A 12,323-nucleotide genomic window follows, 5' to 3' on the forward strand; every position below is an offset into this window, starting at 1 on the left:
CCGCAGAACGCATAAGGAAAAAGAATGAAACACCAAGAATAGCAACAACAGCTAACAAGTAAACCCATGTTCGCCACATATCTTTTTATCACCTCCAGCAATAATAATGAATTTTATCATAAAATGTGAACAAAATCAATTGAGAAAAAGGCAGGAGAATTGGCAATGATGATAGTATATAAAAAATTGCATTTAACTTTGATAAATATTGAATGGTTATGAAAAAATAAAACTGTATCACATATAAATATCAAAGAATAATGATATGTGGAGATGACATGAAGACGACATTAATACTTGGAGCAGGCTTTTCAAAAAATTCTGGAGTGCCTATACAATCTGAAATACCTGCGTTATTAACAAAGGCTAGGGAAAATAATGATTTTGAAAACAGAGTTTCCCTTGTGATGGAAGGGTTTCTGAGGGATGTTTTTGGCTTTGAAAAAGATATATATCCGGAGCTGGATGATTTGCTTACTTGTATGGATATATCAACCAATTCAGAGCATCATTTGGGGATAAAGTACTCTCCTATTCATCTTAGAGCCCTTAAGAGGCTAATAATTTATAGAATTTTTTCGATTTTGGAAGACAGTTTCACATATTCCCGGGAGGTAGACAAGCTCATAAGGTTTTTTATTGAACATGGGCTTGAGGATACAGGATTTTTGGTACTAAACTGGGACACGGTGTTGGAAAAATATATTTCTATGATTGACCCGGGTATAGTAATCGATTATTGCAATGGAGGAAAGTATCTGACGGAAGATGGCCGTTTTAAAGAAAAAAGGAATGAAGACAGAAGAATCAAAGTCGTAAAAGTGCACGGTTCTTGCAATTGGCTCTATTGCGACAACTGCAGGGTATTGATAAACGATACCTTATCCCGGATGCCTAACATAAGAAAAATAGGATTTAAAAAATCTGATTTTGAGTTGTTCGATGAGATGAAGGAGTTGGCCGACAGGATTTTTTTAGAGGACATACGATGCTTTATATGCGGAGATAATGTATCGGCCCATATAGCAACTCAAAGTTACAGAAAATCCTTTAGGACAAACTCTTTTCCGGATATATGGGATAGGGCTGAGGATATGCTTACAAACTCCGAAAAGTGGGTTTTTATCGGGTATTCGCTTCCTCAGGCAGACTACGAATTCAAGCACCTTCTTAAAATCTGCGAGCTTAAGCTTCGGCACAGAAAAGAGAGAAAACTTTCTATTGATGTGGTGCTTCTTAACAGCGAAACCGCAACCAATAAGTATAGGAGCTTTTTTGGGAATAAGATCAACAGAATTTTTAATGGCGGGATTGGCGAGTATATGAACTATCTACAAAGTACTTAAATATTTGCCGGATAAATGTTATAATACCGTTTGTGTTCATTTTTTTAAATAGAAGTTTTGATATAAGGAGTGATGAAGTTGAAATTGAATTTGAACAACGCAAGATTTGAGATTACGGCTGTAAAACCTGACCAGTATCCCAAAAATGATATACCGGAGATTACCTTTGTAGGTAGGTCTAATGTAGGTAAGTCATCACTCATAAATGCGATGTTGAATAGAAAGAATCTCGCAAAGGTTGCTGCAACGCCGGGAAGGACCAGGGTTATAAATTTTTACAATATTGATGATAAAATTTATTTTGTCGATCTTCCGGGCTATGGTTTTGCAAAGGTGTCAAAATCTATGAAATCCGGCTGGAAAGATTTAATTGAGACATATCTTACGGAAAGAGAACAGCTAAGGAAGGTTGTTATGCTGGTGGATATCAGGCATTCTCCGACTTCTGATGATGTCCTTATGCATGAATGGCTGAAAACCATGAAAAGATCCTATGTGGTTGTTGCTACCAAGCTTGACAAGATACCGCGTTCAAAAATAAAGGAGAGGCTTTCGGACATACGCAATACTCTAAAGCTTCGAGATGATGTAAAAATAATCTCCTTTCCTCGGAAACAAAGCAGGGAAGAGATGAATTGTGGGAGGAAATTTTGGAGGAATCATCTTTTTCATAAAATGCATTAGTTTGGCTTTACAATATATTGGTATTGATATATAATGAATAAAAAAATAACATTTGTGCTAGGGGTGCCGTTATGGCTGAGAAAGAGACCTTTGTCTCTTAACCCTTTGAACCTGATGCGGTTAGTACCGCCGGAGGGAAGCTTTAAATATGGTGTATTGGTCTATTGACGCTTATCCTTCGGGATAGGCGTTTTTTAGTTGTATGAAATTTTAGTTTTGGGGAGGTGACGGGATGTTTATTACTTTAAACGGCAAGCAAACTGAAGTAGCTAACGGTACATCACTTATGGATTTAATTTGCAGCAAGGGTCTTGAACCGGAAAGTGTAGTTATTGAATACAACCAGAACGTTCTTCGGAAGGAAGAATGGGACAGTGTTGTACTAAAAGAAAACGATAAGCTTGAAGTACTGCGATTTGTAGGGGGAGGATGAAAAAATGGACGACAAATTGATTATTGGAGGCAGAGAAATTACCAGCAGGCTTTTTATCGGTACCGGTAAATTTTCTGCAAACAGGATAATACCTGATGTTGTAAGGATGTCTGGAGCTCAGGTCGTCACTGTAGCTTTAAGAAGAATTGACTTTGATTCTGATGATGAAAATATGCTGGAATACATTCCGAAAGATTGCATTCTTATGCCAAATACATCCGGAGCAAGGAATGCTGAAGAGGCTGTTAGAATCGCAAGGATTGCCCGGGCTTCGGGATGCGGCGATTTTATTAAGATTGAGGTTATATCGGATAATCGGTATCTTCTTCCGGACAACCTTGAGACCATAAGAGCAACGGAGACGCTTGTACGAGAGGGATTTACGGTGCTTCCTTATATGAATCCCGATCTTATGGATGCCAGAAGCTAAAAGATGCCGGTGCCGCTGCCGTAATGCCGTTGGGAGCTCCTATAGGAACCAATAAAGGGCTTAAAACGAAGGAAATGATTAGAATTCTGATTGATGAAATTGATATCCCTGTGATAGTGGACGCCGGAATAGGCAAGCCTTCCGATGCCTGTGAAGCTATGGAACTCGGTGCTGCTGCTGTTTTGGTAAATACCGCGATTGCTACGGCAGGGGACCCTGTGATAATGGCCGAAGCCTTTGCCAATGCGGTCATAGCCGGAAGAAAAGCTTTTCTTTCCGGTATGGGTCCGGTAAAGGAATACGCAGAAGCTTCATCGCCTCTTACGGGATTTCTTGTATGACAGGTTAATGAATTATTTGCATAGTAAATGGGGAATGAATAATGAGCTTTTATGAAAGGTATCTGGAGTATAAAAATTTTGATTTTGAAGGTTTTTTGGAAAAGGTAACGGACCGGGATATTATTAACATAATTAATAAAGACAGGCGCCTTACAGAGCTTGATTTTCTCATGCTTCTTTCAAATAAGGCGGTAAAGTACTTGGAACTTCTGGCTCAAAAGGCAAACAAGCTTACACTGCAGAATTTCGGAAAGGTCATATTCCTGTATACACCGATGTATCTTGCAAATTACTGCGTAAATCAGTGTGTCTACTGCGGTTTTAATATAACCAACAATATAAAACGAAAGAAACTTTCTTTGGAAGAGGTTGAAAGAGAGGCTCAGGCAATTTCCTCAACGGGCCTTAGACATATTCTGATTCTAACGGGAGAGTCCAGAAAGGAAAGTCCTGTCGAGTACATAAAGGACTGTGTCAAAATTTTACGCAAATACTTCAGGTCCATATCGATTGAGGTCTATCCTCTTTATGAAAATGAGTATGCCGAGCTGGTAGAGAAGGGTGTTGACGGCATTACCATTTATCAAGAGGTATATAATGAAGAAAAATACAAGGCTCTTCATTTAAAAGGTCCAAAAAGAAATTACTTATACAGGCTTGATGCTCCGGAAAGAGCATGCAGGGCATCTATGCGGAATGTAAATATCGGTGCTCTTTTGGGACTTTATGACTGGCGGAGAGAGGCTTTTTATACGGGCCTTCATGCGGATTATCTGCAAAACAAATATACGGATGTAGAAATAAGCATATCCCTTCCGAGAATAAGACCCCACTGCGGAAGTTTTATGCCTGACTGCAAGGTCGAGGACAGAGAGTTGGTACAGATAATGATAGCTCACCGGCTGTTTATGCCAAGGGCTGGGATTACAATTTCCACGAGGGAGAGTGAAAAGCTTAGAAATAATCTTATAGGCCTCGGAGTTACCAAAATGTCTGCTGCATCAAGCACTCAGGTAGGGGGACACACCCTTGATGATAAAAGTGACGGACAGTTTGATATTAATGACAGGCGTGGTGTGGAAGAAATGAAGCAACTGATTTACAGCAAAGGTTATCAGCCGGTATTTAAAGACTGGCAGGCAATATAAAGTTTTGGAGGCAGTTATGAATGAATTTGAAAATGGGCTTATGTCCTACCTTGGAAAAGAGAGGCTTGAAAAACTCAATAAAGTCAAAATAGGGATTGCAGGCGCTGGGGGACTTGGTTCCAATTGTGCTTTACATCTTGTAAGAAGCGGTTTTAAATCTTTAAAGATAGTAGATTTTGACGTGGTGGAGCCATCCAATTTAAACAGGCAGTTTTTCTTCTTGGACCAATTGGGTTGTCCTAAGGTTTTGGCTTTAAAGGAAAATCTGTCCCGGATCAACCCTGACATCACAATAGAGGCAATACATAAAAAGGTGGATAAAAATAATGTAAGGGAGTTGTTCGATGACTGCGATGCTGTGGTGGAGGCGTTTGACAAGGTGGAGTGTAAGACCATGATGGTGGAGACTTTCGCTTCGTCGGGAAAGTTTTTTGTATGTGCATCGGGACTTGCCGGCTGGGGAAACAGTGATGAGATAAAAATTCGAAAAATTCATGACAAGTTTTATATGGTCGGGGATTTTGTGACCGGAGTTAAAGAAGGCGTTCCTCCCTTTTCTCCTAGAGTTAATATTGCGGCAGCAAAACAGGCGGATTTGATTTTGAGCTTTTTTTTAACGGTGCAATAGATGTCTCCCACTGGTTATAAATGGTGTATACCGTTTTCTTTGAACTGAAGTGTGATAAATGATACTTAGAATATGAAACTTTGGGGGAGGTGAAGGGATTGAATAATCTTTATAGGGTACTGGATGCCAATATAAACAGAGCATCTGAAGGGCTCAGGGTTTTGGAGGATTTGGCAAGATTTTGCTATGATGACAGACCGTTTTCAAAAAAGCTCAAGGAATTGAGACACGGTATAAGAAAGAATATTTCAAAGCTGCTCCCAAACCTTATAGAAAGCAGGGATTCGGCAAATGATGTGGGGTTAAAAACATCAATGGAACTGGACATTGACCGGAAAACCTCACTAACAGAGCTTGCCCAAGCAAACTTCAAACGTATTCAGGAGGCTTTAAGGACTATAGAGGAAAGCCTTAAGGTCGTCAATGAAAATGAACTTTCCAAACTATATGAAGGCTACAGGTTTGAGGTATACAGTATTGAAAAGGAGTATTTTAAATTCATGGTTGGCGGAAATAAGAGAAATAGATTGAATGAAATAATGACCGGTCTTTATTGCATTACGTCGGAAGAACACTCTAAAGGCCGCAGCAATATTGAGGTAGTAGAGAAAATGATAAAGGCCGGAATCAGGATAATTCAGTATAGAGAAAAGAAGAAAAGTCTTCTGGAAAAATACAATGAGTGTCAAAAAATAAGGGAGATGACTTTAGCTTCAAACGTTACATTTATTGTAAACGATAATGTTGATATTGCAATGATGGTGAGGGCTGACGGGGTACATTTAGGGCAGGATGATCTTCCTATAGAAAGGGTTAGAGAGCTTGTCGGGGATGAAATGATTATCGGGGTATCCACTCATTCGCCAAAACAGGCAGAGGATGCGGTAAAGCGTGGAGCAGACTATATAGGAGTGGGCCCTCTTTATAGAACATATACAAAAGAGAATGTCTGTGAACCGGTGGGTCTTGAGTACCTTGACTATGTGATAAAAAACATAAAGCTTCCCTATGTTGCCATAGGCGGTATTAAAGAGCACAATATGGATGAAGTTTTGGCCCGGGGTGCCGGCTGCATATCTATGGTTACCGAGATTGTCGGTGCAGATGATATTGAACAAAAAATTGGGAGAGTAAAATCAAAGTTTTCGAGAGGAGTTTTATAAAATGTATACAACTCAGATGGATGCTGCAAAAAAAGGGATAATAACCGATGAAATAAGGATAGTGGCCCAAAAAGAGGATATGCCGGTTGAAAAATTGCTAAAGCTTGTTGCTTCCGGAAAGGTAATCATACCGGCAAACAAGAACCACAAAAACCTTGTTCCGGAAGGGATTGGAGAAGGTTTAAGGACAAAAATCAATGTTAATATCGGAATATCAAAAGATTGCTGCAATTTTGACATGGAATTGGAAAAGGCTAAAAAAGCAATTGAGTTTAAGGCTGAAGCGATAATGGATTTGAGTTCCTACGGTAAAACCAGGGAGTTTAGGCAGCAGCTTGTGAAAATGTCTCCTGTAATGATAGGTACTGTGCCGGTATATGATGCTGTAGGCTTTTATGACAAAGATCTTAAAGACATCACTGCTGAAGAATTTTTTGAAGTGGTGGAAAAGCATGCCGAAGACGGCGTAGATTTTATGACAATTCATGCCGGCATAAATCTGGAAACTGCCAGGAGATTTAAGCAAAACGGCAGACTTACCAATATAGTGTCCAGAGGAGGATCTTTGATATTTGCATGGATGGAGCTTACAGGAAATGAAAATCCCTTCTACGAACAGTATGAAAGACTTCTTGGAATTTTTGAAAAGTATGATGTGACAATAAGTCTTGGGGATGCATTAAGGCCGGGAAGCATAAATGATTCCACCGATGCGGCGCAGATACAGGAACTTATTGTTTTGGGTGAGCTTACAAAAAGAGCATGGGATAAGAACGTACAGGTTATGATTGAGGGACCGGGACATATGGCTATAAACGAAATTGCCGCAAATATGGTTTTGGAGAAAAGACTTTGCACGGTGCGCCTTTCTACGTATTAGGTCCGATTGTTACGGATATTGCTCCGGGATATGACCACATAACAAGTGCAATTGGCGGAGCTATTGCTGCTGCAAACGGTGCGGATTTTCTGTGCTATGTTACTCCCGCAGAGCATCTGAGACTTCCCGATATAGATGATATGAAAGAGGGAATAATAGCGTCAAAGATTGCGGCACACGCTGCAGATATAGCAAAAGGTATTAAGGGCGCAAGAGATTGGGATTACCGGATGAGTGAAGCAAGAAAAAACCTTGATTGGAACAGAATGTTTGAACTTGCGATAGATAAAGAAAAGGCAGAAAAGTACAGAAAAAGCTCTATGCCTGAAGATGAAGATACATGTACCATGTGCGGCAAGATGTGTGCCATAAGGAATACAAACAAGGCTCTTAAGGGTGAAAATATAAGTATTATTCTTTGAAACGAAAATATGAAACGTATTCATAAAGACTGAAAAATCAAGGGGGCAAGGGGGATAACCCCTTGTTTTTCATATTATGGAATCTAGTATCTATTTATATTAATTAGGAGCTTGCTATAAGGTTTTTATACAAAAAACTGCAGCTGTTAATTACGCCGCAGGTAATATATATTAATGTATAGAGGAAAAAGTATGTTAAAAAGTTTTCAAGTACAATACTAGTATATTACATCTATATACTTTAGGTAATTGGTAAACTGAACAATAATTAAATAAAATAGGTCTTGTTTTTGGTGAAAATAATACAAAATACATAATAAGGTTTTATGTATTTTGTATAAAAATTATTGTATAGGTCACGGAAAATAAGATTTTAAAAGGATTTTTAATTGATTATGGAGAAATATATAACATTGTAGCGAAATGCATAATTATCGTTAAATTGATTGTTGAGGAGTCCTAAATGTATCCTTTGAACATTGACGGTGAGGAGTTATACCTTAGGGATTTGAAAATAAATGATTTGCCGCATTTGTTGAAATGGTACAACAATATTAATGATTTCGCATTTGCGACAGGTGTTTATCAGCCAATACCTTAAGGGAAATGCTAAACAGATATTTTGAAAGCCGGGCTTCCTCAAAAGATTTTTTTGCCGGAATATACATACGGGCATCAAGTGATATGATCGGGGTTCTGAAAGGACAGCTATGTTGTGACGGAGATTTATCGGCATGGATTAATTCCATAATAATAGACCCGGACTTTCAGAGAAGGGGATACGGCAGTAAAACTGTGAATTTACTTATCCGGCACATAAAAGAAAGCTGCAGTGTAAAAAGAGTGTATCTTTCGGTAGCAGAAGAAAACACCAAGGGAATGCTTTTTTGGAAGCGACAGAGCTTTAAGACATTAAAGAGGATAAACAGAGATTACGGTTATAAAAATAAATGCAATACCATATTAATAATGTATAAAGATATATAAATTTTGAATATGGAAATTGTCGATAAATATTATATAACATCCTATGCCTTTCATTAGTCAAACATCTGGGTTTGCAGATTTATGACCGTTAATTTGACAAATGGAAATTAGAAATATATAATATTTGTGTTCATGTGTATGCTTTTAGTTAAATTTATGTGGGACGATTTTTAAATAATTTAAATTGTCAAAGGGGTAGGAAAGAAAGAAACGGAGGATAAAGGATGTTAAAGTTTAACAAGGTTTTTATGTACATAACAGCTTCGGCGCTATCGGTTTCTTTGTGGACATGCACTTCTTTTGCCCAGCAGAATAAGACGGGAGTTACTACTGCAAGTATGCTTAACGTGCGCGAAAATCCCAGTACTTCTACAAAAGTTATAGGCCAGATTCCCAATGGAAGCAAAGTGGATATAATAGAGACTTCAAACGGATGGTATAAAGTTTCGTATAACGGTAAGACAGGATGGGTTTACAGTTCTTATGTTAAAGTAACAGAGACACCAAAGCCTGCAGTTGTGGATGAAACGATAGTTGCAACCTTGAATAAAGGATCTTCTCTAACCGATAATAATTCTTCAAATAATTCTTCAACGAATAATTCTACCGCAAATAATTCTTCTAACGATAACTCTACCACCAATAAATCTTCATCCAATCAAGTAATTGATGAAACCATTCAAAAACCGAATCAAAAGCCTGCATCCGCAGAAAAAGCTGAAAACACCGTTGTAAAAACAGGAATTGTTAAGGCTTCGGTTCTAAATGTAAGGCAAGGAGCAGGTACTTCTTATAGTGTTGTTGATAAGCTTCCGAACGGAGCAAAGGTAAATATAGTAAACGAACAGTCCGGCTGGTATCAAATCAAGCTGGCAAACGGTTCTACCGGTTGGGTTTCCAGTACATATGTAAATGTTAATACTACAATTGCTTCAAGGGGAGGAATTGCTGAGGATTCTGCCCAGGCATCTCCTAAGAATAGTGATGTATCCGATGTAAGGGGACAGATAGTTGAATATGCCAAGAAATTCTTAGGAGTAAAATATGTATATGGAGGAAATTCCCCTTCTCAGGGATTTGATTGCTCCGGATATGTAAAATATGTGTTCAGCAACTTTGGCATTAATCTTGAAAGAGTTGCGGCAAGTCAGGCCAAACAGTACATGGGTTTCAAAGGATCAATTGCTGCCAGGAGACCTTGTATTTTTTGATACCGATGGAGGACATAATTATATCAACCATTCGGGCATATACATAGGTGACGGAATGTTTATTCATGCATCATCGGGAAGCAGCAAAAGGGCTGTTGTTATAAGCGACCTTTCAAGCGGATTTTATGCCAACAGCTATATGACTGGAAGAAGAGTTTTGAATTAGTGGTTTGACTAAAAAACTATATAGGAGATTGAGGAAAAGCTCCTTCCTTGAAGGAGCTTTTTAAGGTGCAATGCAAAATGAAAAGACCGCTGGTTTGCTTTAGTTTATCTCTTATAGCCGGAATTATCTGTACCAATTTAACTTATTCTTACTTGTTTGCAGTTTTGTCCTGTGCAATTATTAGCATAATTGTGTTTGTTTTATTAAAGGACAGGGATAACAGCAAATTTATAATTGGCGGAATTGTATTGTTTTACATTGTTGGTGCGGTATATTATTTGTATGGCTACAACCGAAATCTTTATAAATACGAAGAGTTTGCCGGAAAGAATGTTATCATAAGGGGATATATTGATTCGGCGCCGGAGATAAGGGATTCGACAATTAGATATATATTAAAGACGGAGGAAATCTGGCTAAAGGGAGATTCGAGCCAGAAAAAGAAAGTTCGGGGAAAAATTTTGATTTCCATGCAAAAAAGTGACGATACGAAGCTTTTTGAGTATGGAAGGGAAATTAGAATATCGGGGAAAATAAACATTCCCAAAGGAAGGACCAATCCCGGGGGATTTGATTATAGAAAATACCTGAACCATTCGGGAGTTTCTGCAACTATTTTTGTTGTTGATAGAAATATTTACCCGCAAAAAAGCGTTAAAGGCAATATATTTGTCAAAGCTGGCCTGGGCATCAGGGAAAGGATAGTAAATGTTATAAATCAAAGCCTTCCGCCCCAGCAGGCGGGATTATTAAACGGTATGTTGATAGGCTACAGGGAAGGTCTTTCTAAGGAAGTGGAAGATGCTTTCAGTAATTCCGGACTTACTCACTTGATGGCAGTTTCGGGAGCAATATTGCTTTTATTATGCTGCCTCTTATCTTTATCTTTAAGAAGCTTAAGTTTAGACAAAACATCTACAATATTATAATCATAGGCATCCTGGTGATGTTTACTTTCATAACAGGATTTGAACCCTCCGTACTACGTGCGGTAATAATGGCAATAATTATCCTTGTGGGGCAGATTTTAAAAAGGGAGACAGATATTTTTACCAGCATAGCTTTTGCTGCAATTTTGCTCCTTTTATTAAACCCCGGAAGCTTATTTAACATTGGATTTCAGTTGTCCTTTGCAGCAACAATTTCACTCGTTTTGTTCTATTCCAATTTAAAAAACATGTTAAGTTTCGGCTTTCTTCCGGAATTTATAACTGATGTGCTGGCATCTACGCTGGCCGCCCAAATAGGGGTATTGCCTATAACGGTATTTTACTTTAACAAAATTTCTCTGGTATCAATTTTATCAAACCTCATAGTTGCGCCAATAGTGGAATTTATTACAATTATGGGTTCTTTGATGGCTCTTTTGGGGCAGATACATATAATTTTTTCTGTATTGATTGGTTTTTGCAACAATGCCCTTTTGAGTTTTGTGCTCTTTGTCACAAAACGACGGCAGAGCTGCCTTATTCCGTTATAACGGTATCAACGCCTTCCATAGCCCTTGTGATAGTATACTATATTGTTATACTGTTTTTATTCTGGTACAGGCCGAAACACAAGACAAAGTTGAACTACAGGTATTGCGCATTGGCTGGAGCTGTAACTGTGATGTTAATAGCGCTAAGTATCTTCTGGCCAAGAGGAATGGAAGTGGTGTTTTTGGACGTTGGACAGGGAGATGGTGCTTTTATCAGAACATATAGAGGCAAGACGGTTTTGATTGACGGAGGGCCGGAAAACGCCGGAGAAAACTCTGTTGTCCCGTTTTATTGGATTATGGTGCGGCAAAAATTGACCTTGTGGTTGTGACCCATGGGCATGACGACCATTATAAAGGGCTTTTGCCTGTGCTTGAAAACTTCAAGGTGGAAAATCTGATAATTCCCGATGTTGATATTAATGAGGGATTTTCGGATGCGCTTGAAATTGCCCAAAAGAGAAAAATTCCGGTTGAAAAGTGCGAAAAGGGCGATGTTATAACTCTTGACAAAAGGACATATATTGAGGTTTTGCATCCCAAGAAAGGCGCTTATTTCAATGAGTCTGACGTAAACAACAACTCTTTGGTTTTAAAACTCAATTTTAAGGATGTAAGCATACTGTTTACGGGTGATATTGAAAAGGAGGCTGAGAGATTGCTTTGTGAAGATGGGGTTGATCTATCGGCAGATGTGCTGAAAGTGGCACACCACGGTTCGTTAACATCTTCAACAGAAGAATTTTTGGACAGCGTTAATCCCGATGTGGCTGTTATAAGTGTGGGTAAAAACAATTTCGGACATCCTTCAAAAGAGGTTCTTGAGCGTATGGATATAAGAGATATTTATGTTTTGAGAACCGACATGTCCGGCGCTTTGGTATTAAAAACTTACGGCGAAAAGATTCGGATTAGGGAAACTGTTCCGTGAATTGCTTAAAAATAACGGTGTGTTATAAAATTTAACAGTTCAAATAATAAATAAATCCCATTTTATTTGTTAT

General features: G+C 38.5%; 11 protein-coding genes, 4 pseudogenes and 1 riboswitch. All 15 genes and pseudogenes read left to right on the plus strand.

Features of this window, described 5'->3' with window-relative positions; all coding sequences use genetic code 11:
• The first annotated feature begins 278 nt into the window (after positions 1–278).
• Positions 279–1,346: a hypothetical protein gene (locus JCM21531_RS00750; RefSeq protein WP_038286669.1), complete on the plus strand. Its 1,068-nt coding sequence runs from the start codon at positions 279–281 to the stop codon at positions 1,344–1,346.
• Positions 1,347–1,418: 72 nt separating this feature from the next.
• Positions 1,419–2,020, plus strand: a pseudogene (gene yihA, locus JCM21531_RS00755) (ribosome biogenesis GTP-binding protein YihA/YsxC).
• A 59-nt stretch (positions 2,021–2,079) separates the two neighbouring features.
• Positions 2,080–2,185: riboswitch (TPP riboswitch) on the plus strand.
• A 77-nt stretch (positions 2,186–2,262) separates the two neighbouring features.
• A complete protein-coding gene (thiS, locus tag JCM21531_RS00760; RefSeq protein WP_038286670.1) occupies positions 2,263–2,463 on the plus strand; it encodes a sulfur carrier protein ThiS in 201 nt (66 codons plus the stop codon).
• A 4-nt stretch (positions 2,464–2,467) separates the two neighbouring features.
• A pseudogene (locus JCM21531_RS00765) lies at positions 2,468–3,234 on the plus strand (thiazole synthase).
• Positions 3,235–3,275: 41 nt separating this feature from the next.
• Positions 3,276–4,382, plus strand: a complete 1,107-nt coding sequence (gene thiH, locus JCM21531_RS00770) for a 2-iminoacetate synthase ThiH (RefSeq protein ID WP_038286671.1) — start codon at positions 3,276–3,278, stop codon at positions 4,380–4,382.
• A gap of 16 nt (positions 4,383–4,398) precedes the next feature.
• Positions 4,399–5,010 (plus strand): sulfur carrier protein ThiS adenylyltransferase ThiF, encoded by a 612-nt coding sequence (gene thiF / locus JCM21531_RS00775; RefSeq protein WP_038286673.1) that lies wholly within the window; start codon positions 4,399–4,401, stop codon positions 5,008–5,010.
• An 89-nt stretch (positions 5,011–5,099) separates the two neighbouring features.
• A complete protein-coding gene (locus JCM21531_RS18160) occupies positions 5,100–6,173 on the plus strand; it encodes a thiamine phosphate synthase (RefSeq protein WP_094184699.1) in 1,074 nt (357 codons plus the stop codon).
• A 1-nt stretch (position 6,174) separates the two neighbouring features.
• A pseudogene (gene thiC / locus JCM21531_RS00785) lies at positions 6,175–7,475 on the plus strand (phosphomethylpyrimidine synthase ThiC).
• Positions 7,476–7,938: 463 nt separating this feature from the next.
• Positions 7,939–8,076: a hypothetical protein gene (locus JCM21531_RS19770; protein WP_243466988.1), complete on the plus strand. Its 138-nt coding sequence runs from the start codon at positions 7,939–7,941 to the stop codon at positions 8,074–8,076.
• 5 nt (positions 8,077–8,081) lie between these two features.
• A complete protein-coding gene (locus JCM21531_RS00790; protein ID WP_243466989.1) occupies positions 8,082–8,462 on the plus strand; it encodes a GNAT family N-acetyltransferase in 381 nt (126 codons plus the stop codon).
• A gap of 224 nt (positions 8,463–8,686) precedes the next feature.
• Positions 8,687–9,673 carry a C40 family peptidase gene (locus JCM21531_RS00795; RefSeq protein ID WP_279378942.1) on the plus strand — a complete coding sequence of 329 codons (987 nt, stop codon included), beginning with the start codon at positions 8,687–8,689 and terminating at the stop codon, positions 9,671–9,673.
• On the plus strand, positions 9,645–9,839 hold the full coding sequence (locus JCM21531_RS23375; protein ID WP_279378943.1) for a C40 family peptidase: 195 nt from the start codon (positions 9,645–9,647) through the stop codon (positions 9,837–9,839). The genes JCM21531_RS00795 and JCM21531_RS23375 overlap by 29 nt, the downstream gene beginning before the upstream one ends.
• A gap of 77 nt (positions 9,840–9,916) precedes the next feature.
• A pseudogene (locus JCM21531_RS19775) lies at positions 9,917–11,319 on the plus strand (ComEC/Rec2 family competence protein).
• A gap of 26 nt (positions 11,320–11,345) precedes the next feature.
• On the plus strand, positions 11,346–11,651 hold the full coding sequence (locus JCM21531_RS19780) for a hypothetical protein (protein WP_243466990.1): 306 nt from the start codon (positions 11,346–11,348) through the stop codon (positions 11,649–11,651).
• Positions 11,612–12,250, plus strand: a complete 639-nt coding sequence (locus JCM21531_RS19785) for a ComEC/Rec2 family competence protein (protein ID WP_243466991.1) — start codon at positions 11,612–11,614, stop codon at positions 12,248–12,250. Before JCM21531_RS19780 ends, JCM21531_RS19785 begins: the two co-directional genes overlap by 40 nt.
• The last annotated feature ends 73 nt before the right edge of the window (positions 12,251–12,323 follow it).

The sequence above is a fragment of the Acetivibrio straminisolvens JCM 21531 genome (assembly GCF_000521465.1).
In the GTDB taxonomy this organism is placed as follows: Bacteria; Bacillota; Clostridia; order Acetivibrionales; family Acetivibrionaceae; genus Hungateiclostridium; species Hungateiclostridium straminisolvens.

Bases quoted from the DNA above. Each gene is read 5' to 3' on its own strand.
- thiH (WP_038286671.1), top strand. From the start codon at position 3,276: ATGAGCTTTTATGAAAGGTATCTGGAGTATAAAAATTTTGATTTTGAA.
- thiF (WP_038286673.1), top strand. From the start codon at position 4,399: ATGAATGAATTTGAAAATGGGCTTATGTCCTACCTTGGAAAAGAGAGG.
- thiS (WP_038286670.1), top strand. From the start codon at position 2,263: ATGTTTATTACTTTAAACGGCAAGCAAACTGAAGTAGCTAACGGTACA.
- JCM21531_RS00750 (WP_038286669.1), top strand. From the start codon at position 279: ATGAAGACGACATTAATACTTGGAGCAGGCTTTTCAAAAAATTCTGGA.
- JCM21531_RS00790 (WP_243466989.1), top strand. From the start codon at position 8,082: ATGCTAAACAGATATTTTGAAAGCCGGGCTTCCTCAAAAGATTTTTTT.
- JCM21531_RS19770 (WP_243466988.1), top strand. From the start codon at position 7,939: ATGTATCCTTTGAACATTGACGGTGAGGAGTTATACCTTAGGGATTTG.
- JCM21531_RS00795 (WP_279378942.1), top strand. From the start codon at position 8,687: ATGTTAAAGTTTAACAAGGTTTTTATGTACATAACAGCTTCGGCGCTA.